This window comes from Nocardiopsis sp. SBT366 (assembly GCF_001083815.1).
GTDB classification, from domain to species: domain Bacteria; phylum Actinomycetota; class Actinomycetes; order Streptosporangiales; family Streptosporangiaceae; genus Nocardiopsis; species Nocardiopsis prasina.
Map to the genome: position 1 here is coordinate 1 of NZ_LAVM01000032.1, position 24,441 is coordinate 24,441.

At 70.9% G+C, this 24,441-nt stretch carries 17 protein-coding genes and 1 pseudogene; 8 read left to right on the forward strand and 10 right to left on the reverse strand.

The genetic code is table 11. The annotated features are described in order from the left end of the window. The 5 genes and pseudogenes from ADX84_RS11795 to ADX84_RS11815 all read right to left on the reverse strand — a co-directional run. Nucleotides 1–285: pseudogene (locus ADX84_RS11795) on the reverse strand (HNH endonuclease); the annotation flags it as partial. A gap of 372 nt (nucleotides 286–657) precedes the next feature. Further along, nucleotides 658–2,157, reverse strand: a complete 1,500-nt coding sequence (locus ADX84_RS11800; RefSeq protein ID WP_049572149.1) for a DUF5719 family protein — start codon at nucleotides 2,155–2,157, stop codon at nucleotides 658–660. A 3-nt stretch (nucleotides 2,158–2,160) separates the two neighbouring features. Continuing rightward, complete coding sequence (locus ADX84_RS11805; RefSeq protein ID WP_049572151.1) at nucleotides 2,161–5,484, reverse strand: glycosyltransferase family 2 protein; 3,324 nt, start codon at nucleotides 5,482–5,484, stop codon at nucleotides 2,161–2,163. A gap of 305 nt (nucleotides 5,485–5,789) precedes the next feature. Further along, complete coding sequence (locus tag ADX84_RS11810; RefSeq protein ID WP_014908913.1) at nucleotides 5,790–6,077, reverse strand: WhiB family transcriptional regulator; 288 nt, start codon at nucleotides 6,075–6,077, stop codon at nucleotides 5,790–5,792. Nucleotides 6,078–6,317: 240 nt separating this feature from the next. Further along, nucleotides 6,318–7,703 carry a hypothetical protein gene (locus tag ADX84_RS11815; RefSeq protein WP_049572160.1) on the reverse strand — a complete coding sequence of 462 codons (1,386 nt, stop codon included), beginning with the start codon at nucleotides 7,701–7,703 and terminating at the stop codon, nucleotides 6,318–6,320. A 244-nt stretch (nucleotides 7,704–7,947) separates the two neighbouring features. On the opposite strand from ADX84_RS11815, the gene cofD reads away from it, so the two are divergent. The 5 genes from cofD to ADX84_RS11840 all read left to right on the forward strand — a co-directional run bounded on the left by cofD (nucleotide 7,948) and on the right by ADX84_RS11840 (nucleotide 13,810). Then, nucleotides 7,948–8,937 (forward strand): 2-phospho-L-lactate transferase, encoded by a 990-nt coding sequence (gene cofD / locus ADX84_RS11820; protein ID WP_049572162.1) that lies wholly within the window; start codon nucleotides 7,948–7,950, stop codon nucleotides 8,935–8,937. Continuing rightward, nucleotides 8,934–10,277, forward strand: a complete 1,344-nt coding sequence (locus ADX84_RS11825) for a coenzyme F420-0:L-glutamate ligase (protein WP_247666209.1) — start codon at nucleotides 8,934–8,936, stop codon at nucleotides 10,275–10,277. The genes cofD and ADX84_RS11825 overlap by 4 nt, the downstream gene beginning before the upstream one ends. A gap of 90 nt (nucleotides 10,278–10,367) precedes the next feature. Then, the gene (locus tag ADX84_RS11830) at nucleotides 10,368–11,960 is read left to right on the forward strand and encodes a Na+/H+ antiporter (RefSeq protein ID WP_049572166.1); all 1,593 of its coding nucleotides are present in this window, start codon (nucleotides 10,368–10,370) and stop codon (nucleotides 11,958–11,960) included. A gap of 143 nt (nucleotides 11,961–12,103) precedes the next feature. Further along, nucleotides 12,104–13,120: a chitinase gene (locus ADX84_RS11835; protein ID WP_049572169.1), complete on the forward strand. Its 1,017-nt coding sequence runs from the start codon at nucleotides 12,104–12,106 to the stop codon at nucleotides 13,118–13,120. A 420-nt stretch (nucleotides 13,121–13,540) separates the two neighbouring features. Continuing rightward, nucleotides 13,541–13,810 (forward strand): hypothetical protein, encoded by a 270-nt coding sequence (locus ADX84_RS11840; RefSeq protein ID WP_049572173.1) that lies wholly within the window; start codon nucleotides 13,541–13,543, stop codon nucleotides 13,808–13,810. A gap of 164 nt (nucleotides 13,811–13,974) precedes the next feature. Here ADX84_RS11840 and ADX84_RS11845 read toward each other — a convergent pair whose 3' ends face one another. Further along, a complete protein-coding gene (locus ADX84_RS11845; protein WP_082206415.1) occupies nucleotides 13,975–16,602 on the reverse strand; it encodes a bifunctional FO biosynthesis protein CofGH in 2,628 nt (875 codons plus the stop codon). 118 nt (nucleotides 16,603–16,720) lie between these two features. Here ADX84_RS11845 and ADX84_RS11850 point away from each other — a divergent pair, with 118 nt between their 5' ends. After that, entirely contained in the window at nucleotides 16,721–17,797 is a 1,077-nt protein-coding gene (locus ADX84_RS11850; protein WP_234003935.1) for a lysylphosphatidylglycerol synthase domain-containing protein, read from the forward strand. 361 nt (nucleotides 17,798–18,158) lie between these two features. Then, a complete protein-coding gene (locus tag ADX84_RS11855; RefSeq protein ID WP_049572183.1) occupies nucleotides 18,159–18,875 on the forward strand; it encodes a hypothetical protein in 717 nt (238 codons plus the stop codon). A 2-nt stretch (nucleotides 18,876–18,877) separates the two neighbouring features. On the opposite strand, the gene ADX84_RS11860 is transcribed toward ADX84_RS11855, so the two are convergent. From ADX84_RS11860 to ADX84_RS11870, 3 genes are read right to left on the reverse strand one after another with little or no spacing between them, the layout of a single operon-like run. Further along, entirely contained in the window at nucleotides 18,878–19,990 is a 1,113-nt protein-coding gene (locus ADX84_RS11860; protein ID WP_049572186.1) for a glycosyltransferase family 4 protein, read from the reverse strand. Continuing rightward, the gene (locus ADX84_RS11865) at nucleotides 19,987–20,922 is read right to left on the reverse strand and encodes a glycosyltransferase family 2 protein (protein ID WP_049572188.1); all 936 of its coding nucleotides are present in this window, start codon (nucleotides 20,920–20,922) and stop codon (nucleotides 19,987–19,989) included. The genes ADX84_RS11860 and ADX84_RS11865 overlap by 4 nt, the downstream gene beginning before the upstream one ends. A 38-nt stretch (nucleotides 20,923–20,960) precedes the next feature. Beyond that, entirely contained in the window at nucleotides 20,961–23,021 is a 2,061-nt protein-coding gene (locus ADX84_RS11870) for a hypothetical protein (RefSeq protein WP_049572190.1), read from the reverse strand. A 111-nt stretch (nucleotides 23,022–23,132) separates the two neighbouring features. On the opposite strand from ADX84_RS11870, the gene ADX84_RS11875 reads away from it, so the two are divergent. Further along, entirely contained in the window at nucleotides 23,133–23,936 is an 804-nt protein-coding gene (locus ADX84_RS11875; protein WP_199776563.1) for a TIGR03089 family protein, read from the forward strand. Between the two features lie 218 nt (nucleotides 23,937–24,154). Here the strand turns inward: ADX84_RS11875 and ADX84_RS11880 are convergent, their stop codons facing one another. Continuing rightward, nucleotides 24,155–24,400: a hypothetical protein gene (locus tag ADX84_RS11880; RefSeq protein WP_049572192.1), complete on the reverse strand. Its 246-nt coding sequence runs from the start codon at nucleotides 24,398–24,400 to the stop codon at nucleotides 24,155–24,157. Nucleotides 24,401–24,441 lie beyond the last annotated feature (41 nt).

The window sequence follows — 24,441 nt, forward strand, 5'->3', positions numbered from 1 at the left end:
TTCGTTGAAGAGGGCTTGGGCCAGGCAGGCCAGGGAGCGGGCCTGGGCCGGGCTGGTGCCCAGGGCTTGGGTGATCCATCCGGCCAGGGTGCGTTGTCCGCCGACTTCGAGGAGGTTACCGGTGGCCTGGATTTGGGCCAGGCGCAACAGGATGGCGAGTGTGGCCTGGTCCATGTCCTGCCACAGGTGGCAGATCTCGTCCAGCACCCCCGCCACCGCACCGGCCGGAGGTACCTCAGCCAGAGCGTGGGTGACCTGTTCCCTCGCGTGGCGCATCGCGGTCACAGCGGGAGAGTGTCCCGCCATTACCGTGTGGTGCGCGAAGGAGAAGGTCATGCTTCCATTGTATGCGCGAATAGAAGAAAAAGGAATGGAAGGCAAGAGGGAATGCGACCTGGAATGCCAGGTTTCTTTCCCTCGAGAAATGGGTTTGTGGATAACCCGCGAAAGCCGACCGGGTGTGTTATGTAATACGCCCCAGGCGGTAACCAGCCGCGACACGGGGCACCTTTGGGCGCAGGCCTGGGGGCGCTGCTTCCTTCGCTGCCGCTTTTCGTCCGAGACATTGACCAGCCGCGACACGAGAAACGATCCGCGCCGATCCCGGGCAGGAAAAAGCCCCCTGGGCAAGCCCCTGCCAAGGAGCTTGCCCAGGGATCAGGGGACGATGCCGGTCATGCTGTTCCGGACGACGGGGAGTTGGACCAACACCGGCGCGGGGGTGACGGGCAGGACACTGAGGGCATCCCCTGAGCGCAGCACGCGGGCGGCGTAGACCGGGCCGGAGCCCTCCAACAGCTCCAGGCGGACCGCGTAGCCGTCCTCGGGGTCGGCTCCCGAGGGGACTCCCCAGCCGTCGGTGTCGGTGCCCAGGACGTGGGTGGTACCGGCGGCGACCTCGGCGCGGACGGCGTCGCCCATGCTCCCGTCGGCGGCGATCGGGGTGGCCACGACTCTGGCGTCCTCGTCGACGGCGCCCAGGACCAGTTCCATGTCGGTGTCCTCGGGCATGTCCGGGATGACGGCCGTGGTGTCGAGGGGCCCGGTGAGGGGGTCGACGGCGGCGGTGTAGGCGGTCTCGACGACCTTCTTGCCGTCGACGGCCTCCGCGATCACCCCGGCGACGACGGGTCCGTCGGCCTCGACAACGACCGTTCCGGGGGCCTCGGCGAGGGCGCTCTCCAGGGTCAGCCAGGCGGACGCGGCCGGGGGGACGTTCAGGACGAGGGGCTCGTCGTCGGTGTCGTTGGGCTCCTCGGTCACCACGCGCACGCGGGCCTCGACGGGCTCGTCGCCGGGGGCGGCCACAAACAGGCGGCGGGTCCCCTCTCCCCCGGGCACTCCGGGGATCACGTGCTCTTCGTCGGGAGAGCGGGTGGGCGGGACCCAGTCGCCGGTGCCGGATGAGTGTTCGGCGAGCAGCGATGCCGCGACGCGGCCGGTGCTGGTGCGCACGTGGACGCCGAGGGAACCGGTGTTCTGGATGAGCTCGGTGACGTCGAGCTCGGTCGACTCCCCCGGCCCGAGGTGGATGCCCCTGCTCTCCGAGGAGTAGGAGGGGCCCTCCATGGTGTAGATGTCGACGCTGACCGTCGCCCGGAAGTCCTCCGGGTTGGCCAGGTACACGGTGAGGGCCTCCAGGTCGACGTCGTCGGGGTCGTCGGCGCCGGGCAGGGCGAACCAGGTGCCGATCGACGGCGCGGCGCAGCGGACCTCGGTGATGGCGTCGTCGGAGACGGTGGTCTGCGCCGAGTCCAGCCCGGACGCGAGGGAGCCCTCGGAGTGCAGGGCTGTGGGCTGAGTGGCGTCCCCGGTGTCGGTGCGCCAGACCCGGCCGGGTTCGGTGAGCTCCTCGCCGAGCGTCTCGGCGTCGGCGCCGCCCTCGTCCACCTCGGCCAGGGGGACGGCCCACAGCTCGCCCTCGTCGTCGCGGCTGACCCGGGGCGCGAAGGCCGCCACCGAGCTGTCTGCGTCGTCGGACGACTCGTGCGGGGCCGGACAGACCCGTGCAGCCAGGTCCGGGCGGACGGTGTCGGGCTCGGAAACGCCGAGCTCGGCGTTGACCGGCCGGATCACGAACGCCACCCCGAACAGGGCGAGCAGCGCCAACGCGACCAGCCCGAACAGGGCGAACCGGTTCTCCACGATCAGTCGCATGTCCTACCCCTCGTCCTCGGTGCGGCGCCTTACGGAGGCCCGGCGGGTTCCGGCCCTTCGTGTACCCCTCGTCCCCCGGCGCTTGCCTCGGACGACCGGGATGGACCCGGTGGTGGTCGGCCCCGGGTCGGGTTCCGGATTCTCCTCCGGGACGTTCGCGTTCTCCGGAGCCGCGCGGCGGGACCTCCCCGAGCGGCGGGGACGACGGGGCCGGGGCATCGGGGTGGCCTCGATGAGTCGGCGCTCCTCCTCCGTGCGCACGCCCGGGGCCGCGAGCACCGCCACGATCAGCAGCAGCACCCCCTGGGTGATCCGCCAGGCGGTGTGCACGAGGTCGGTGTGCCACACCCGGAGTTCGCCGCCCTGCACCGGGAGGGCCCAGGCCTGCGTCCCGTTCTCGGTCTCGACGGGGGTGAGGTCGGCGCCGTCCAGCGTGGCCCGCCATCCGCCGTCGGCGGGTTCGGCGAGGGCGAGGCTGCGGCCGGTGTGGCCCCCACCGATCTCGGCGGTGAGGTGGTCGGCGGGGCCCTCCACTCGGAGCGCCTCGGCCTCGAGACCGTCCTCGGAGACCACGCGCAGCGCGCCGGTGGGTTCGGCGATCCGCCAGAGACCGTACTGGTTGGACAACGACTGCCTGCCGAGCCCCGGGGTGCCGTCGAGGGTGTCGACCATGGTCGCGTCGGCGGGCCCGCCGAGCTCCGGCCGGGGGTAGAGCACGTACTGGATACCGTGGTCGAGCAGGGAGACCAGCTGGTCGCTGCCCTGGCCGGCCGCGAGTTCGGCGACAGCCTGGTCCATAGCGGCGCGGTTGGCCGGTTCGGGGACGATGCGCTCCTCCCCCAGCCGGGGCTCGCGCCCCCGGACCACCACGTAGTCGACGCTGCCGTCCTCGGCGGGGGTGACGATGACCGTGCGGGGTTCGGTGCCATCGGAGCTCACGCTCTCCAGGGCCCCGGGCACGGCGCGGGGCGCGTTCGCGGTGACCGGCCCGTCCACTCCCTCCCACATCCACAGGGCGGCGGCCGAGACCGGCGTGGCCAGCGCGAGCAGGGCCACGGCCAGCGCGAAGTACCTCCGCAGGCCTCCGTGGCGGATCATGTTCCCGAAGGCGCGGGCTGCGGTGGCGGCCGTCAGGAGGACGGCGGTGGAGGCGAAGGACAGGGCGACGCCGGGCCAGACCTGCGCGGGCGGGCCACCGAAGTAGGGCTCGATGACGATCCGGCTGGTCAGGACGGCGACGAGCATCCCGAACAGGGCCAGGCTCCAACCCGCCGCGACCAGCATGCGGTTGCGCAGCAGCAACAGGGAGCACAGTGCGGCGGCGATGAACCCGGCGGTCACCCAGAACGGGGGCGTTCCGGGGCCTCCCGGAGACAGCATGAGCAGTTCGGTGGGGGTCGCCCCGGGGTTGGACAGTTCGGGCCGGTGCAGCCCCGCCTCCAGCAGCCACAGGCTGGGGTGCCGCAGGAGTTCGAGGGTCCAGGGCATGAGGAGCACGGCGGGCGTGCCCAGGCTGATGGCCACGCTGACGAAGATCCGGCGGCCGAGGTGCCCGAAGGCGAACGCGACCAGCACCCCCGTGACCAGGCACAGCAGCCAGACGATGGGCACGAACGCGGTGGCCACTGTGAGCGCGAGGCCCAGCCCCCAGGCCGCCCTGCGCGAGGGTTTGGGCGGCATCGAGACCAGGCGGACCAGCAGCAGTCCGAGGATCGGCAGCAGCGCGTGGACGAGGGCGGTGCCCAGCCTGCCCTGCGCGACGGCTCCGGTGGCCATGGGGAGCAGGGCGTAGGCCCCCGCCATCCACAGGCGTGCCGGGCGGAAGCGCAGCACCTCGCGTGCGAGTAGGTAGGAGGTGAGTCCGGCCAGTGGGACGCACCCGAGGAGGATCACCATGACGGCGATCCACGGCTGGCCGAAAGTGAGGGTGGACAGCAGCGCCAGGAACCCGACGTAGGGCGGGACGGCCCCGGCGGAGCCCACGCCGCTGTCCGGGTGTCCCGCCAGGTAGAGGTTCCACAGGTCGAGGGCGTTACCGGTGACCGGCGGCAGCGCCCCGCCCGCGAGCATCCCGCCGAGGAGGAGGGAGCGTTCGGCGATGATCGTCACCACGGTCAGGCCGATGACGAGCAGGACCCCCGGTTGGAGGACCACGCGCCGCAGGAAGGACGTGGAGTCGTCGGCGGGGCCGTCGTCCTCCTCACCCGGTGGCGCGGTCACCGCCTGGTGGCGCCCTGCGGTGTCGGTCATCCGTTCCCCAGTGAGGATGCCGGTGACCGCGTCGGCGAACTGCCGCATGGCCACACCCCGGGCCAGGAACGGGCGGATGGCGCTGTAGGTGCGGCGGCGGTCGCGGCGGCGACGGAACCGGGCCCGGGCCAGGCGGAACGGCCTGCCGTAAACGAGGGTGATCGCGGCCGCCTCGTCCAGCGCGTTGGCCGGTTGTTTGATGAGCAGGTACATGACCACGCGCAGCAGCGAGCCGACGGAGTTGCGCAGCAACGCGAACACCATGCCGCCGACGGGCAGGTTGGCGAGCAGCACGAACACGGCGTGCCTGCGGTCCACACGGCGGGGGTGGTTGCGGGTGGCGGTGATCCGCCTGCGACGGCGGGCGGAGGCCTCCGCGTGGTAGGCGACGGCGTCGGTGACCAGGCGCACCCGGAGCCCGGCCCCGCCCACACGCCAGCAGAAGTCGATGTCGTCGCGGAACAGCGGCAGCGCCGGGTCGAACCCGCCGAGGCGTTCCCACACGTCGCGGCGAACCAGCATGCCCGCGCTGGAGACGGCCAGGACCTGGCGGGTGCCGTCGTGCTGCCCGTGGTCGAACTCGCGCTGTTCGAGGCCGGTCTCGCGGCGGCCCGCGCCGTCGATGGTCACGCCCGCCTCCACGAGGAGGCGGCGGTCGAACCAGTCGCGGAGCTTGGGCCCGAGGACCGCGCTGCGGGGGTCCTGTTCGGCTGCGGCGAGCAGGTGTTCGAGGGCGTCCTTCTCCGGGGTGAGGTCATCGTGGATCAGCCAGATCCACTCCGTGGCGTCGTCCTCGAACCCGTGCACCTCGGTGGTGGACCTGGGCAGGTCCAGCGCGGCCTTGACGGCGTCGCCGTAGCCGGTGCGGGCGGGCAGGTCGATGACGGCGTCGGCCGGGAGGTGGTCGGCGAGGACGTCGGGGCTGCCGTCGGTGCTGCCCGTGTCTGCGGCCACGACCCGCTGTACGGCGCGGGTCTGGGCACGGAGCGCGGACAGGGTTTCCGGCAGCCATCGTGAGCCGTCGTGGGACACGATGACCGCGGTGACGACGTGGCGGGCGGAATCCAGGTCAAGCACGGCTGTGGTCGGTTCTCTCCGGGAGAAGGGGCGGGCCCGTGCGCGGGCCCGGGGTGTGCCGACCGGGGCGGTCGGTGGGCGCCTGTGCGCGCCGGGGCGGTTCGCGGACGCGAACGCGGGACATCACGATACGCCACCCCGCACCATTACGGATCATTTTGGTCGGGGGCGTGAGGGTCTCCCATAGTGGCGCATTCGACACTCAGCGGACCTGTCGGACCAATCCTGTCCAAGGGCCCGAAGGGTATGGAACATGAAAAAGGCGCGCCCGGGCTCGTGGCCCGGACGCGCCGTGACGCGTACCCCTACAGCATGTCCGCCAGGAAATCGAAATCTCCCCCGGCGGCCTTCTTCAGCCTTCGGCGCTCGCGCTCGGAGAGTCCCCCCCAGATGCCGAAGCGCTCGTCGTGCTCCAGCGCGTATTCCAGGCACTCCGCACGTACCTCGCACGACTGGCAGACCTTCTTAGCCTCCCGGGTCGAGCCGCCCTTCTCGGGGAAGAACGCCTCCGGGTCGGTCTGCGCGCACAGGGCACGTTCCTGCCAGCCCAGATCTTCGTCCGAGCCGTGCGCCAGCGGGATGACCTCGCTCATGCGCACCTCCTGTTGCCCCCCAATAGATGTACCCGACCCTTTTCGTCCCCCGGGTCGGGCGAAAATCCCACATTGGAATTACACGCGCGCGCATCACTGTGAGTCAAGCGCACTGCGTGGTAATCCACTGAATATCATGTAACCCACCTCCAACGGCAGGCCCGCGATGTCCGTCTTGTGGATTACCACGCAATTCACGTACCTTCCCAAGGCGTGGAGAGCGTGGCGAACCGAGTCGGTTCAGCGCTGGCCGTCGGTGCCGTACCAGTTCTGCTGGCCGTCGGTTCCGCCCTGTCCTTGCTGGTCAGAGCCGTATCCGGAGCCGGAACCGTACTGGCTGCCGTAGGTGCCGCCGCTCTGGTCGGCCGCCTCCGACCCATTGTTCTCGCCGGAGTTAAAGAATGGTTCAACTCCGGGGTCGGCCTGGGCTTCCTGCCCCTGCTGACCCTGGTCCTGGTACCAGCCATTGGCGATGGCGTCCTGGGCCTGCTGGTCCACGGCGGGCTGCGGCGCGTACTGCGAGGGGTCGTAGGCCTGGCCGTAGGACTGCTGGGCGCCGGTCCCGTACGCCTGCTGCTGCGCGGCGGCGTCCTGGCCGTAGGCGGCCTGCTGACCGGAGGCGTCGTAGTTGTACGCCTGCGGCTGGCCGGAGGTGTCGTAACCGTAGGCCTGCTGGGCGGCGGGGTCCTGGCCGTAGGCGGCCTGCTGCTGGGCGGCGGCGTCGTAACCGTAGGCCTGCTGGGCGCCGGTTCCGTAGGCCTGCTGCTGAGCGGCAGCGTCCTGACCATAGGCCGCCTGCTGACCCGAGGCGTCATAGCCGTAGGCGGCCTGCTGCTGGGCAGCGGCGTCCTGACCATAAGCCTGCTGGGCGCCGGTCCCGTACGCCTGCTGCTGAGCGGCAGCGTCCTGACCATAGGCCGCCTGCTGACCCGAGGCGTCGTAACCATAGGCCGCCTGTGGCTGGGCAGCGGCGTCGTAACCGTAGGCCTGCTGCTGGGCGGCGGCGTCCTGGCCGTACGCGGCCTGCTGCTGGGCAGCGGCGTCGTAACCGTAGGCCTGCTGCTGGGCGGCGGCCGGGTCGGTGGACGGGTAGCCCGCCGGGGCGAAGGACTGCTGCGCACCGGTCGCGGGCGGGAACGGCTGCTGGTTGTACATCTGCTGCTGCGGCTGCGCCCGGGGCACCACGGTGGGGTCGTTGAAGATCTTGATCAGGTAGAACCCGAAGAAGCCCAGCACCGCACCCTGGGCCGCGCGGCCCAGGAACCCGGCGAAGACGATGCCGCCAGCACCCGGCGGAATATCGATGAAGCCGCTGATCAGGGCGATCAGCCAGAAGAGCAGACCGACACCGACCAGGATCATCGAGGTCAGGATCACAGGGAAGGAGTTGGGGCGGGTCCGCTCGCTGGTCAGTACCAGGCCGACCACGACCACGAGCAGGAGCGTGACGGTGAATCCGAAGAAGTCGCCACCGTTCGCCACCATCGCTCCGGCGAAGCTGGACTGCGGTGATGCGCTGGAGCCGATGATCACCGAGATGAGCCCGGCGAGCATGTGGACGCCCAGGGCGCCGAGCAGGACCCAGGCCCCGGGCAGGCGCAGGCGGTCGAGTGTTTCGTTGTTCAAGAGAGGTTCCCCTCTGCTGCTTCGCCGTCGCGTCGGAGGAAGCTTGGCAATCGTCGGGCTGTCGGGTGGATCGGCCAAGGCGCGCTCGAGAGGCATGGGGACAGCGAGCGCGGGGCCGATGAAGTGGGATGGCGACCACCGTCCGATGGTTCACACACCGTCGGTACCGGAAGGGTCACGCTGGATCGTACCCACGCAGGGGCAGACGACCCATACTCGCCCCCAGCCTGCCAGACTTGGGCGCATGCGGATAGTCGTACCGGCTGGCGGTATCGGCGGCGCGCGCTTCCTCCGTGGCCTCAAGGCCACCCTGGGAATCGACGCCGCGACCGAGTCCGACCAGGCCACAGACCACCAGATCACCGTCATCGGCAACACCGGTGACGACATCACCCTCTTCGGTCTCCGGATCTGCCCGGATCTGGACACCGTCATGTACACCCTCGGCGGCGGGATCAACGAGGAGCAGGGCTGGGGCCGTACCGACGAGACCTTCACGGTCAAGGAGGAACTGGCGGCCTACGGCATGAAGCCCACCTGGTTCGGGCTGGGTGACCGCGACACCGCCACCCACATCGTCCGGGCCCAGATGATCGCCGCCGGGTACCCGCTCTCCGCCATCACCACGGCCCTGTGCGACCGCTGGCAGCCGGGAGTACGGCTCATCCCGATGACCGACGACCAGGTCGAGACACACGTGATCGTCAACGACGAGGAGGGCCGCCGGGCCATCCACTTCCAGGAGTGGTGGATCAGGCACCGGGCCGCGCTGCCCGCCGAGCAGATCATCAGCATGGGTGCCGAGAAGGCCAAGCCCGCCCCCGGCGTGGTCCGCGCCATCCGCAACGCCGACGCGGTGATCATCCCGCCGTCCAACCCCGTGGTGAGCGTGGGCTCCATCCTCAACATCGAGGGCATTCGTGAGGCCATGGTGGGCAAGACCGTGGTGGGCGTCTCTCCGATCATCGGTGGCGCCCCCGTGCGCGGGATGGCGGACGCCTGCCTCAGCGCCATCGGCGTGGAGACCAGCGCGGGCGCGGTCGCCGACCACCTCGGCTCCGACCTTCTGGACGGCTGGCTGGTGGACGAGGCCGACGCCGACACCAAGGTGGACGGTGTGGAGGTGCGGTCCCGCCCGCTGTACATGAGCGACCCGGAGTCCACCGAGGCGCTCGCCCGTGCCGCCGTGGACCTGGCCGTGGAGCTGTCCGCGCGAGGGGAGCAGGGCCGTTGACCGTCCAAACGCGCTCCGAGAGCGACCACGAGGCCCAACCCAGGGTGGGTGAGCTGCGGGTCCGCGGGCTTGCCGGAATCCCCGAGGTGAGCGCGGGCGACGACCTCGCCGCGCTGGTCGCCGACGCCGTGGCCGCTTCCGGCCAACCGCTGGTGGACGGCGACGTCCTGGTGGTCACCTCCAAGATCGTGAGCAAGGCCGAGGGGCGTTCCCAACCGGGTGACGACCGGGAGGCGGCGATCGACGCCGAGACCGAGCGGGTGGTGGCGCGGATGGGCCACATCCGGATCGTGCAGCACCGGTCGGGCCTGGTCATGGCCGCCGCCGGAGTGGACGCCTCGAACGTCGCTCCCGGCACCGTGCTGCTGCTGCCCGAGGACTCCGACGCCTCGGCGCGCGCCCTGCGGGCCCGCCTGGCCGAACTCCTGGGCGTGCGGGTGGGCGTGGTGGTCTCGGACACGTTCGGCCGCCCGTGGCGGATGGGCCAGACCGACGTGGCCATCGGCGCGGCCGGGATCACGGCGGTCCAGGACCTGCGCGGCACCACCGACTCCCAGGGCAACGTCATGGAGGCCACGATCAACGCGGTGGCCGACGAGGTCGCCGCCGCCGGTGAGCTGGTCAAGGGCAAGACCTCCGGGGTGCCGGTGGCCGTGGTCTCGGGCCTGGGCGACCTGGTCACCGAGGAGGACGGCCCCGGGGCGGCGGAACTGATCCGCCCCGCCGACGACGACCTGTTCCGTTACGGCTCCCGGGACGTGGTGGCGGCCCGGCGGACCGTGCGCTCCTTCACCGAACAGCCGGTGGACCCGGCCCTGGTGCGCCGTGCGGTGGCCACCGCCGTGACCGCCCCGGCGCCGCACCACACCACTCCCTGGCGGTTCGTCCTGGTGGAGTCCGCGGAGACCCGTGAGCGGCTGCTCGACGCGATGCTCCGGGCCTGGGTGGAGGACCTGCGCGGCGACGGGTTCACGGAGGAGCAGATCGCGAGGCGGACCAGGCGCGGCGACGTGCTGCGTGGCGCGCCCAGCCTGGTGGTGCCGTTCCTGGTCGCGGACGGGGCCCACCCGTATCCGGACGAGCGTCGCGCCGACGCCGAGCGGTCGATGTTCCTGGTGGCCATGGGCGCGGGGGTGCAGAGCCTGCTGGTGGGCCTGGCTATGGAGGGCCTGGGCTCGGCGTGGATCTCCTCCACGATGTTCTGCGCCGACGTGGTGCGCGAGGTCCTGGAGGTGCCCGAGGACTGGCGTCCGATGGGCGCGGTCGCCGTGGGCTACGCGGCCGAGGCGCCCAAGGACCGGCCGCCCCGGGACCCGGACGCCTTCATGGTGGTGCGCTGACCCCGAGGTCGTCGGCGGCGCGTCCTCCGTCGCGGCCCGTCCCCGCCCCGGCATGCTGGGGCGGGGGCCGGGCCGTCGGAGGGAGCCGGTATGTCCGTCGAGCACTACGTGATCGCCACGCTGGTCGTGGTGGTCGCGGTCATCGTGGGCCAGCTGGTCGCCGGGCGGATCAGGATTCCGGGCGCGGTGGTGCTGGTGATGCTCGGCATGCTCCTCGGGGTGGTGCCGTGGATGAACTCGATGTCCATCGCACCGGAGGTCATCCTCCTGGTGTTCCTGCCACCGCTGATCTACAACGCGGCCTTCTTCTCCTCGCCCAGGGACATGCGGGACCTGGCGCGGCCCATCATCGTGATGTCGGTGGGGATGACGCTGGCGACGGCGTTCGGTCTGGCCGCCGTCATCCACCTGCTGATCCCTGACGCGGGCTGGCCCGCCGCGATCGCGCTGGGCGCGGCGATCGCCCCGACCGACGCGGTGGCGGCCTCGGCGATCCTCAAGAGGGCCGGTACCCCGCGCCGGGTGCTGACCATCCTCGAGGGTGAATCCCTGATCAACGACGGGGTCGCGCTGACGCTGTTCAGTCTGGCGATCACCGCCATGATGCGCCCGCTGACGCCGGGGGACGCCTTCCTGGAGCTGGGCAAGGTGGTGCTGGGCGGACTGCTCTACGGCGTCGTGGTCGCGGTGGTGATCGCGTGGGGACGCAGTCGGATCCAGGACCCCTCCCTCCAGTTGATGACGGTGCTCATCACCCCCTTCGTGGCCTACATCCCCTCCGAGATGGCGGGGTTCTCCGGGGTGCTGTCGGCCGTGGTGGCCGGGTTCTACCTGGGCACCCACGGTGAGGGGCTGCTGCCGCCCCGGGTGAGGGTGAGCGGCCAGACCGTCTGGAGCACCCTGGTGAGCCTGTTGGAGGCGATGCTGTTCGTGCTCCTGGGGTTGCAGCTGGACTCGGTGGTGCGGGCGGTGCGGGAGAACTTCGCGTTCGTCCAACTACTGGCGGTGGCGCTGGTGGTGACGGTCACCGCGATGGTGTTGCGCATGGTGCTGATGTTGTTCCTGACCTCAGTGCAACGTTTCCTGACGAAATCCCGGCTGGACGTGTCGAGCTTCCGTGAGCGCGTCGCGATCGGCTGGAGCGGGATGCGCGGGGCCGTGTCCCTGGCCATCGCGTTGTCGTTGCCCGCGACCCTGCAAGGGCAGGAGTTCACCGAGCGGGGCGCGCTGATCTTCATCGCCGGCGTTGTGGTGATGGGCACGCTCGTGGGTCAGGGCACGACACTTCCGTGGCTGCTGCGCAAGTTGGGACTGACCGACGAGGGCACCCGACACAAGGAGTTCCTGCGCGCCGAGTACGAGATGGACTGCGCGGCCGTGCGCAAGGTGGACGAGATGCTCACCGAGGGTGATCTGGACGACAAGTCAGCGGACGCCATGCGCGATCGGTTCAGCAAGCGGATCGGGCACGTGAAGGGGCTGCTGGACGGGGACGGGGCCGACCTCGCCCAGGTCAAGGAGGACGCCCGGGACCGCAAGGAGACGCTGGCCCAGATCAACCAGGCCCGCCGTGACTCCCTCATGTCCCTGTACCGCTCGGGGGACATCGACTACGACGTGTTCACGAAGCTCGCGCGTGACTTGGACATTCGGGACAGCGGGAGCGGTCACTACGGAATGTGACTGGTACCGGGTGCCCAAGAAAACCACAAACTTTCCTAACCATTTCCGTTGACTGTCGCGGACCGTAACTTTAAAGTTTCCTAACAATTACCGGCTCACAGAGCACGCCTTCGTCACCCCGCTCGACGAAAGGAGCACTCCCCATGCTCAACACCCGGAACACCAGGCTCGCGATCCTCAGCGGCCTCGCCGCGGCGGCCACCGCGTTCGTCACCTCAGGCGGCGCACTGGCCCCGGAACCCGCACAGGCCTCGACCACCCCCGAATCAGTCGAGACCCAACAGACCAGCCAGTGGCTCACCGGCTACTGGCACAACTTCGACAACGGCTCCACCGTGATGCCGCTGTCCGACATCCCCAGCGAGTACAACCTCGTGGCGGTCGCCTTCGCCGACAACCACCCCGAGCTCGACGGCGGCATCACCTTCAACCTGGCCAGCGACGAGCTCAACGGCTACACCGACGCGGAGTTCCGTGAGGACATCGCCGCCATCCAGGCCGAGGGCCGCAAGGTGATCATCTCCGTGGGCGGCGAGATCGGCCACGTGGACGTCACCAACCCCACGCAGGCGCAGAACTTCGCCGACACCACCTACGAACTCATGCAGGACTACGGGTTCGACGGCGTGGACATCGACCTGGAGCACGGCATCGACGCCGAGCACATGACGAGCGCCCTCCAGGACCTCAGCGGCCAGGCCGGGTCCGAGCTCATCATCGCGATGGCCCCCCAGACCATCGACTTCCAGAGCCCCAGCGCCGGGTACTACCAGCTGGCCAGCAACATCTCCGACATCCTCACCATCGTGAACATGCAGTACTACAACTCGGGCTCCATGCTCGGATGTGACGACAGCGTGTACCAGCAGGGCACGAGCGACTTCGTCGCCGCGCTGGCCTGCATCCAGCTGGAGATGGGCCTGAGCCCCGACCAGGTCGGACTGGGCCTGCCCGCCGTCCCCTCCGCCGCCGGAGGCGGCTACCTGGCGCCCAGCGGCATCGTCTCCGCCCTGGACTGCCTCGAGACCGGCAGCGACTGCGGCTCCTTCTCCCCCGACACCCCGTACGGGCAGATCGGCGGCGTGATGACCTGGTCCATCAACTGGGACGCCACCAACAACTACGACTTCGCGAACACCATCTCGGCGCGACTCCAGTAACCCCGACCCCGCGGGGTCACTCCCACCCCGCGGTCAGCGCCCCGTCGCCTCACTCCCATCCCCGACGGGCCGCCCCGAGAAAAAGGGGCGGGACGCCATCCCCCCGGCGTCCCGCCCCTCCTTCGTGACCGGACCCAAAAACTGAGAAATACCCACCTGACACACAGGTCCTGGTAAGAGTGGAAATACCCCAGCTCTGATGGGGACACAAATCATGAGACTCCGGAACAAATGCACGCGCAGAAGCATGTGCAGTTCGAGTCCTCCTCGCAATCCCACCTCACCCGAGGTCAGAGCCTTCGAGGCGCACCACCAGAGGCAGCGTGGTTTCCCTCGGGAAAAACTCTCCCAAGTGTTCCTGTGGGAGGCTCAGGAGTTCACGGGCACGCTTATCCCCGCCCCAGCGTTGAAAGGAACCACATGGAACGTCTCTGGGATGTCGACCCCTCAGCACGCTTCGCGAGGCGTCTGGGCAGGACCGCAGCGGAACTCGAGGTGAGCCGGGTCAACGACGACTGCCCGGAGATCTGGGAGCTCGACAACGGCGACGTGGCGGTGGTGGGTCGCGACGCGACCGAACTCTTCCACGACCGGCTTCCGGAGGGCCTCAGGGTCGGAAACGACGAACGCCTCGTGGTGATCCCGGGGAGCATGCTCCGATCCGCCAAGAAGGACATCGCTGACGCCTGACCCCCTCCTCGCCCCAACGTCCCTTCCCGGACGTGTGGTGGGCCGACGCTCCCAACACGGCCGTGGCCGGTGCGGTCCTCACGGCGCTGGGACGCCGCAGAGGCTGACCGAGGAGGGGCGGGACGCCAGCCCCCGGCGTCCCGCCCCTCCTTGGTCGTTCCTGGTCAGGCCAGGGGGAGCCGGGGGCGCAGGATGCTGGGCGCCACCCCGTCACTGGCCTCGGCGACGCGGCGGCGCTCCTCCGGGACCGCCCCGTAGGTGGTGGTGCGCTGGCGGACCGGTCGGCCCGTGGGTTCGACGAGTGCCTTGATGTCGCTGATCGTCTTGTACGAGCCCTGGCCGGAACCGGCCATGCGGCTGATGGTCTCCTCCATGAGGGTGCCGCCGACGTCGTTGACGCCGCCTCGCAGCAACTGGCGGAAGGTGTCCTCTGCGAGCTTGACCCAGGAGCCCTGGATGTTGTGGATGCTTCCGTGCAGGAGGAGACGGGCCAGCGCGTGCACCGCGCGGTTCTCCCGGACGGTCGGTCCCGTGCGGGCGAGCCCGGCGAGGTAGATCGGCGCGTTGGTGTGCACGAACGGCAGCGGCACGAACTCCGTGAACCCGGGCCTGCCGTTGCGCTCCATCGACCGTTCCTGGAGTGAGCGCAGCAGCTTGATGTGCGCCACCCAGTGGTGAGGCGAGTCCACGTGCCCGTACATCATCGTGGACGTGGTGGGAATGCCCAGGTCGTGGGCGTTGGTGATGACCTCGATCCACTCGCTGGCGGGGAGTTTGCCCTTGGTGAGCACCCACCGGACCTCGTCGTCGAGGATCTCGGCCGCGGTCCCCGGGACGGACCCCAGTCCGGCCTCCCGGGCACGGGTCAGCCACTCGCGCACCGGCAGGTTGGTGCGGGCCGCGCCGTTGACCACCTCCATCGGGCTGAAGGCGTGGACGTGCATGTCCGGGACGCGTTCGCGGACGGCCCTGGTGATGTCGAAGTAGGCGGTCCCGGGCAGATCCGGGTGGATACCGCCCTGCATGCACACCTCGGTGGCACCGGCCTTCCAGGCCTCCTCGGCGCGGTCGGCCACCTGGTCCAAGGACAGCGTGTAGGCGTCCGCGTCGGTGCGGCGCTGGGCGAAGGCGCAGAACCGGCAGCCGGTGTAGCAGACGTTGGTGAAGTTGATGTTCCTGGTCACGACGTAGGTGACGTCGTCGCCGACGGTGTCACGGCGAACCCGGTCGGCGAGGTCGGTGAGCGCGTCCAGGGCGTCGCCGTCGGCGTGCAGCAGGGCCAGCGCCTCGGCGTCACTGAGCCCGGCCGGGTCGCTTTCGGCGCTGCGTAGGGCGGCGGCGATCTCGGGGTCCAGGCGTCGGGGTGTGGCTCCCTCACGGTCCACGCCGGGGGCGAGTTCGTCCCAGTCGCCGTAGACCGCGTCGAAGTCGCCGCGCCGGTCACCGGTGCGGCCCTCGGAGTCGATCTCCGTGTGCAGGTCGGTGCGGCCGGAGGAGGTCAGGACCGCTTCGGGCTCCTGCCAGGGGCGTCCCACCAGGGGCGCGTCCTCGCGGGCCAGGCCGGTCTCCGGGTCCACGAGCGCGTGGACGTGCTCGCGCAGGCGCGGATCGACCCAGGGTTCGCCCGCCCGGATGTACTCCGGGTACACGGTGAGGCGTTCACGCAGGGTGAAGCCCTGAGCGGCCGTGCGGGCGGCGAGGTCGTCGATCTGCGGCCAGGGGCGCTCGGGGTTGACGTGGTCGGCGGTGAGGGGTGAGACACCGCCCCAGTCGTCGATGCCCGCGCGGATCATCAGCTCGTATTCGTCCACGCCGCCCTGGTCCGCGCCGATGAGGTTGGGCGGCGCCTGGACGTGCGCCTTGGGACCCATGACGAGGCGGGTGACGGCGATGGTGGCGGCCATCATGTCGCGTTCGGCGTCGGGGCGGTGCATCATCGCGGTGTCCGGCTTGGCCCGGAAGTTCTGCACGATGACCTCCTGGACGCCGCCGTATCGGCGGGAGACCCCGCGCATCGCGAAGATGGACTCGGCTCGGTCGGCGACCGTCTCGCCGATCCCGAGCAGGATGCCGGTGGTGAAGGGGACGCTGGAACGCCCGGCGTCCTCCAGCGCGCGCAGCCGTACGACGGGGTCCTTGTCGGGGCTGCCGTAGTGGGGCTGCCCCTTCTCGGTGAACAGCCGCCTGGAGGTGGTCTCCAGCATCATCCCCATGGAGGGGGCGACGGGCTTGAGCCGTTGGAGGTCCGACCAGGTCAGCACGCCGGGGTTGAGGTGCGGGAGCAGACCGGTCTCCTCCAGGACCATGATCGCCATGGCGCGCACGTAGGAGAGGGTGTCGTCGTAGCCGCGTGAGTTGAGCCACTCGGCGGCCTGTTTCCAGCGGTCCTCGGGGCGGTCCCCCAGGGTGATCAGGACTTCCTTACAGCCCATGGCGGCGCCCTCGCGGGCGATCTCCAGGACCTCGTCCGGGGACATGAAGGGCGCGTCGAGTCGGCCGGGGACCGTGGCGAAGGTGCAGTAGTGACAGCGGTCGCGGCACAGGCGGGTCAGGGGGACGAAGACCTTGCGGCTGTAGGTGATGACGCCGGGACGGCCCGCCGCCTCCAGGCCCGCGTCACGGGCCCGTCCCGCGTACTCGAGGAGTTGGTCGAGGTCCTCGTCCCGGGCGTGCAGCAGCACCTCGGCCTCGGTGACGTCGAGAGTCTTGCCGTCCCGGGCGCGGGCCAGGGCCCTACGCATGGCGGACGCCGTCGGTGTGGGAATGGGGGCAGGGTCGTTCGCACCACTCATAACGGCTCAGCCTACGCGTCCGGCGGTACCGGGTCTCGGGCGCCACCCGGTGACCGCGGCCCCGATCCGGCCTGTGGACAACCGGGGGCGCCCCGCGCGCCCGGCATAGGCTTGGGGGGTGCTGACTCGGCTTCGACGGAACTCCTGGGTGCGCCTGGCCCTGCTCGCGGTGGTGTGCGCGTGCGCGGCCGCCGCCCTCTACGCCAACTGGACGCAGGCTCGGGCCGCCGTCTCCGAACTCCCCCTCTGGGTGCTGCCCACCGCGGTCCTGGCCGGGATGCTGGGGCTCGCCGCGCAGATGATGGCGTGGCGGTCCCTCCTGGCCGGACTGGGATCGCCGTTGCCGAGGGCGGCTGCCGCCCGGGTGATGTTCGTGGGCCAGCTCGGCAAGTACCTGCCGGGGTCGGTGTGGGCGTTCGTCGCCCAAGTGGAGCTGGCCCGCGACTGGAGGGTCCCGAGATCACGCGGGGCTGCGGCCACCTTGCTGGCGATCGCGGTGACGGTGGCCGTGAGTCTGGCGGTCGCGGCCGTGGCCCTACCGCTATCCTCCGCCGAAGCGGCCCGACGGTGGTGGTGGGCACTCGCGGCCGCGCCGGTGCTGTTGGCCTGCCTGCACCCGAGGGTGTTGGGGTGGGGAGTGCGGTTGGCCGCGCGTCCGTTCGCGCGGTTCCGCGAGGTGGCGGACGCCGGTCCGCTGGTGATCGGTGGGCGTTCGGTCGCGGCGTCCGTGGCCTGGACCCTGGTGGCGTGGGTGCCGTTGGGCGCGCACGTGTGGTTGCTGACCTGGGCCGTGGGCGGCGAGGCGCTGAGATCGGTGGGTCCGGCGGTGGGAGCCTACGCGCTGGCCTGGACCCTGGGCCTGCTGGTGGTCTTCGCGCCCGCGGGGCTGGGGGTGCGCGAGGTGGTGTTGGTGGTGGCACTGGCCCCGGTGGTGGACGCGGGCGCGGCCCTGGTGGTGGCGGTGCTGTCGCGTCTGGTGATGACGGTGGCGGACGTGGGTTGGGCGGGATTGTCGCTCCTGTCGTCCAAGCCCCCACAGGCCGAGCCTGACCCCGGATCGGGGACGGGCCCGGAACCAGACACGAGGGCGCGTACCAGCTCCGGCTCAGGCTCCGGCTCCGGCTCCGGCTCCGGCTCCGGCTCCGGCTCCGGCTCCGGCTCCGAAGAGGATCTCGGGCCGGGCCGCCAGCGTTGAGAGGCGTGCACTGGGCCAGACCGTGTTGCCGGGACGAACCTGGCCCAGCGAGCCGAGCCGCGCCCCCGGGCACGCGAGCGCCAGGGCGCGCACCGCTCCGGCTCTGAGGAGGAACAGGGGTTCAAGCAGCAGAGTCGTCCGCGGAGCCCGGGCGGACTCGCTCGCGAGCGCTCGAAGGCCCCGGGTCTCGACCGAGCCTCTGCGTCGAGAGGTACGGAGCCGAACCGGTCTCCGGCGCGGGCGGGCGATCGGGGGTGGGGGGAGCGCGAAACCCGAACCCGCCCGGCAGCCCGGACGCTCGCACAACAAAACAGGAAAGAAACCTTCTTTTTTGCTTGGGTGCGGCCTATGCTCATGCCGTATGAACTGGGCCCCCCGCTTCCCACGTGTCCTGTCCGCCCTCGCCGTGACCCTTGTGCTGGCACCGGCCACCCTCGGCGCGGCCGAACCCTCCCCCGAAGGCCCCTCCCACGCCTACGTCAGGCCCGCTGACGTCTCCTGCGACCAGGGCTCCGGCACTCTCACCGTGATCGGGCAGCTCTTCCCCGTGGTGAGCAGCTCCTCCGACGGCCAGCCCGAGGTCTCCCTGTCCCTTGCCGCCGAACTCGAGCCCGAGGAGGAGACCGGCGAGGAGGCCACGACCGATCTCGAACTCGTCGTGGTGCCCAACCCCGAGCCCCTCCCGGGGATCAGCGCCGACGACATGGCGGCGGCCGCCGAACGGGCCGGAACGCTCACCGCCGACCTCTCCGGCAGCGACGGCAGGCTGCTCACCGGTGACGATCCGCCCACCCTGGCCTGGGAGGACTGGGAGCCCCCGCTGGGCTTCTACGAGGTGCGCGTGGCCACCGAGACCTTCACCCTGCCCGGGTTCGGCGACTGCACGGTGAGCGCCGCGACCCCGGTGAGCAGCGTCCAGGTGGGCACCGAGGACGAGTTGGAGGAACAGCGCGCGTCCGGCGACGATACCTCCGGCCTGCGCGAGTACCTGCCGTGGATCGTGCTGGGCGTGGGCGTGCTCGGCGCCGTCTGTCTCCTGGTGCCCGCCGTACTCCACCTGCGCCGCCGGACCTCCTGAGGTCAGGCCGACAGCAGCCGGTCGGTGTAGGCCCTCCAGTACGGTTCGGCCTCCACCGGTCGGACACCGTCTCTGAGCCGCGCGGGCACGCCCGGCTCGTAGAAGGCGGCCAGCGCGCGGGCGAGGTCGCCCGTGTCCCCCGGCTCGCAGAGCAGGCCGTCCACACCCTCGCGCACGTGGTCGGCCAGGGTGCCCGCCCGGGTGGCGATCACCGGCAGCCCGTGCTCGTGTGCCAGCCACACGTTCTGGGTGGCCGTCGCGGAACGGTAGGGCAGCACCAGGGCGTCGGCCTCCGCGAGCAGCCCGGGCAGCTCGTCGGCGGGCACGTACCCCTCACGGAACCGGACCCGACCGGTCAGGCCCAGCTCCTTGGTCAGATCGGCCAGTTCCGTGGAGCCTCCCCAGAACTCACCGGCCACGGTCAGGGTGACGTCGTCGGGCGCCCCTTCGGCCAGGGCGCGCAGCAACACGTCCACACCCTTGTACGGGCGCACGATCCCGAAGAACAGCAGGTTGCGCTTCTCCTCGGGGGCGTCCGAGGCGGGCGCCGCCCCGGTCTCGGGCAGGTGCGGCGGCATCTCCGCGACGACGGGGCGCGGTCGGTCCGGACCGAGCAGCCCCTCGGCGAGGTGAGCCTGTTCGGCCGAGTGGGTGAGGACCCCGTCCACGCGACGCAGCAGCGCCCGGACCAGGGAGACGTCCACTGCTCGGCGCTCGTGCGGCAGGACGTTGTGGCACAGCGCCACCACACGGGTTCCCGAACCCCGCCGCGACCTGATCCCGGCGAGGACGCCGAGGTAGGCGGGGACCTGCACCGGCGAGAAGAGGGTGAGCACCACCAGGTCGTTCTCGTCCGCGAGCCGCCTCCCTGCGCGCCACCAGCCGTCCGGCCGGTACCAGGCCAGTTCGTGGCGGGTGTCCGGGGAGGGCTCCCCCTCGGGGTTCGTGATGGTCTGCGTGCCCGGGTAGAGCGCCGCCGGGTACTGCGCCCGCCACGACTCGATGCCCGTCTCGTGGCCGAGGGCGCTCAGCCGGTGCGCGAGCTCGGTGGTGTGCCGGGCCCCGCCGCCCTTGTAGGGGTGCGCGGGGCCCACGAGGGTGATCCGTCCCGTCACGGGTGCTCCCTCGAACGCACGATGAGGTCGGCCAGGAGCGCGATCGCCGCGATGATCAGCCCGGCCATGAGGATCATGACGGTGTTGTTGGGCATGTAGAGCGGGTTGCGGATCTGGTCGTAGACGAACTTGGCCGTACCGATCCCCAGCAGCCACAGGGCGGGCGGCATGAGGACCTTGAGCGGGTTGAAGTACATGACCATGCGCAGCACCTGGAGGATGTACCTGTAGGCGTCACGCACAAAGTGGAACTTGGACGTGCCCGCCCGCTTCGCGTACTCGATGGGCACGTACCTGAGGGGGTGCTGGTTGGACAGGAAGGCCAACGTGATGGTGGTGACGCAGGAGAACCCGGGCGGCAGCAGCCTCAGGTAGGGGCGCGCCACGTCCCTACGGAACACCCGGAGCCCGGAGTTGAGGTCGGGAATGCGGGTGTTGGTGAGGCGTTCGGCGACCTTGCGGATCATCCACTTGGCGGGGACCCGCAGCGCCTTGTGCGACCCCATCTCCTGGGTGCGCGCGCCCACGACCTGGTCGATCTCGGGGTCGCTGTCCAGCATGGCGACGAGCTCGGGGATGCGCTCGTTGGGGTAGCTCATGTCGGCGTCGGTCCACACCACGAACTCGCCGCGCGCCCGTTGGCTGCCGATCCGCCGCACGGTGCCCGCGCCGCCGTTGTGCCCGAAGGGGACCACCCTCATGTGGGGGAAGAGCCCCTCCACCTCACGCAGGCGACTCAGGGTGTCGTCGGTGGAGGCGTCGTCCACGGCGAGCAGTTCGTACCCGTACCCGGAGGCGTCCATCGCCGAGGAGATCCGTTTGATCTCGTCGACGACGTGCTCCTCCTCGTTGTAGCAGGGCAGGACGATCGTGACCCTCACCGGCGGGGCGTCGTGCTCCGGGGCTCGGTCCTGGGCGTCTGGGTGGCTCATGGTCCTTCTCAGCGGGGTGGTCGGGGGAGGGGGCGGTCTCACGCCGGATCGTTCGTGGCGGGCAGGACGGCTGTCCACACGCTGCCGTTGAAGGTCCAGTGTCCGGTCGGGGGCTCCATGAGGGTACTCGGGTCCATCTGGGCGACGACGTGGAAGTGCCGTTCGGGCTCCACCTCGGAGTCGGTGAGCTCGTCGAGCTGCTCCCAGTGCGAGGCGGCCAGAACGGCGTCGCGGCCCCGTTGGTGCACGGCGCGCACGACCCTGTCGACGGTCTCCGGGGAGGCCTCGTCGAGGGCGGCTGTGGGCACACCGCAGACGTTGCGCAGCAGCGGCATGTAGTTGCCCGCCATCCCGGAGTCAACCACGACGACCGAGGCGTCGGGTGGCAGTGACGCGCAGAGTTCCTCCGTCGCCGCCACCGTGCCCACGTCCTGCCGGTACCCCATGATCCCCCACGCGGAGGTGACCACCCCGGGCCCGAGGAGGGCGACCGCAGCCCCGGCGGCCACCACGGCGGGGAGCGAGCGGACCATCGAGGTGGTCCGGGAGTGGCGCACGGAGTTCTCGCAGTAGCGGGTCAGCCAGGCCAGGAACCACACCGCGAACAGCACGAACGCGGGGATCACCAGCACGATCAGCCGCCTGCTGGCCCAGGGGTGGTCCGGGGTGATGGCCGGGCGCAGCAGCGTGGTGGTGACCGTCCACACGAGCAGCATGGCGGGCAGGAGCCACTGGAGGTCGCGCCGCTGTGTGAGGCGCCGCAGGACCAGGGCCACACCCAGGGAGGCGAACAGGACGGCGCCGAGGCCCACGTACCAGCCCACCCAGTACAGGCTCATGTCGTAGTAGGTGCGGCTGCCCTCGATCGGCAGCCCCTCGATCTCCTGGACCGAGGCCACCCACTGGTCGGTGAAGTCGCTCCCGTGCCCGTAGTCGGGCCAGAGCAACGGGCGCACGGCGAAGCCCACCATGACAAGCAGCGCGGCCAGCGCCATCGCGTTGGGCAGCCAGAGCACCCGTTCGGTGTGCGGCAGCCCGAAACGCCACAGGGCGGCGGTGAGCGCGACGGTGGCGGCGATGACGGCGGCGCTGATGAGCAGGAGGGGGTTCATGGAGTCGGACAGGTACTCCAGGTACGGCAGCGAGTAGCCGTATCCGGCGACCAGCCCGTAGGCCACGCCCACGCTGAGCCCGGCGAGCAGGGGCAGCGCCTGCCCGCGCCGGGCGACCAGCAGCAGGCCGACGAAACCCACCACCGGCAGGAGGTCGCGGATGGCGTCGATGCGCACCAGCACGCCGAGACCGAACACCAGCCCGGCCACCAACGCCAGTGCCTGCGGGCCACGCCACCGGTCGGTGAGGGCACGGCGGCTGCTCAGGGCGTCGAAGGCGATCACCATGCCGCCCAAGAGCAGGATCTGGGCGAGGGGCTCGCTGTAGGTGAACCGGCTGACCCACTGCTGAGGCAGGCACACCGCCAGGATCAGGGCGGCCAGAGGAGCCCAGCGCGCGCCGACCAGGCGGGCGGTGAGCCCGGCGAAGGTGAGCACTCCCAGCGCGCCCAGCACCGGGGTGGCCACCAGCATGCCGTCCAGCCCGCCGAGCCAGTAGCCGACCGACAGCACCAGCGGCGCCCCGGCCATGAACTGCGGCCAGATGACGTCGTCACGCTGGTAGTGGGCGAGGCTCTGGTAACTGAGCGCGGGGTCGTCCCCCGCGATGAGCTCGGCCTGCGTCGGGATGGGCAGGAAGCCGTTCTCCGCGATCCAGGCCGTGTACATGGCGTACGAGGCCGGATCGCGCCGGATCACCAGGGCCTCTGCGTGGTACGCGATCTGTACCGCGGCGAAGGCCACAGTGATGAGCAGGACCGCGGCCACCGGCCACCAGGGCACCTCCTCCTCGTCCGGTGGGTCCGGAAGCACGCGCGGCACCAGGGCGCACGCCGCGACCACGGCGGGAAGCCCCAGGACGAGTCCGGTCAGCGGGGTGAACTGGCCGAGGACCAGCAAGGGGAAGGCGACGAGGAGCCAGGCCGAGAGGGCGATCGCGGGGAGCGCGGTCACACGGGCGAGGAGCCGTCCGGGAAGCAGGCGCATGAAGCAACTCTGGCACTTCGTCCCGCGCTACGCACACTCCGTCCCCAACCATGGCGGGACCGTGACAAAGGGGGTTCGGGCCCGCTGGAGCGGCCGGTGGGAGCGCCTAGCATGGGCGCCATGTCCGACTCTCCCGCGCGACTCTGGCGCGCCCTCGTCTCCTCCGATCCCTCACGCCCGTTCGTGACCTCCCACGACGACCTCGGCGACCGGATCGAACTGTCCCGGGCCACTCTCGACAACTGGGTGTCCAAGACCTCGAACATGCTCGTGGACGGTTTCGGCACGCAACCGGGTGACCGGATCACGCTCGCCCTGCCGCCGCACTGGCAGTCAGTGGCGTGGGTGCTGTCCTGCTGGTCGGTGGGGGCCACCGCGGTGCTCTCCGAGGACGGCGCGGAGCCCGAGGTCATGGTGGCCGGTCCGGACCGTCTGGAGGCGGCGCAGGACAGCGGTGCCGAGGAGGTCGTGGGCACTTCACTGGACCCGCTGGGCCTGCCGCTGCGCGATGTCCCGCCGATGGTCACCGACTACACCGTGGAGGTGCGCGGGCACGGCGACCACTTCCCCGCCTACCCGGTGGACGCCGCCGAGCCCGCTCTGGAGTCCGCAGGGCGGATCTTTACCGGCGCCGAGGTGGTGACTGCCGGACAGGAGCTGGCCAAGGCCTGGGAACTGGGCGAACGGGACCGGCTCGCGGTGGTCGTGGCGCCCGACGCCCCGCTGGACGCGTTCGGCGGGGACCTGTCCGTGCTCACCGCCGCGATCGCCTCCGGGGTCCCCCTGTTGCTGACCCCACCGCCCGCCGAGGGCGACCTCCAGCGGTTCCTGGACCGGATGGGGGCGGAGGGCGTGACCGTGCTGTACGGCACCGAGCCCGTCGGTGACCTGCCCTTCCGCCGGGTCTCGCTCTAGGCGTGGCTTCCGGATGCCTGGCCGGTGGCTGGCCGTCACCGGTGCGAGCGTCCGCCGCCCCCACCGGTGCCCCGCTGGGCGGGTTCCGCGGAGCCGCGCGACAGCGGGTACCCGCACAGGCCGGGCCGTTCCGAGCCCCACCGGTGCGGAGAGAGACCTGGCAACGCGAGTGCGGCGTGACCCAAGAACCAAGGCCCGGGTGCCGCGAGGGTTCCCGCCTACGTCCCGTGGGCGGGAACCCACCGGCCCGCGCTCCTGCGCGACTCCGCGCGGGACGGTTCGTCCGGCGCTGAGCCCCGGGCCCGTTCGGCGCGGGCCCTCACCCGCTCGGCGCGGGCCCTCACCCGTGCGGTCTCACGCGCCTCTTTCTGGGCCCTGCGTGCGGCACGCTCCTCGCGGGCGGCCCGTTCGGCCTCGGCCCGGTAGAGGTCTGCGGCCTGTGCGGCGAAGTCCGGGTGCATCATGTCCCCCTCGGTGATCCGTGTCCGCCGGGGCTGCTGCTCCC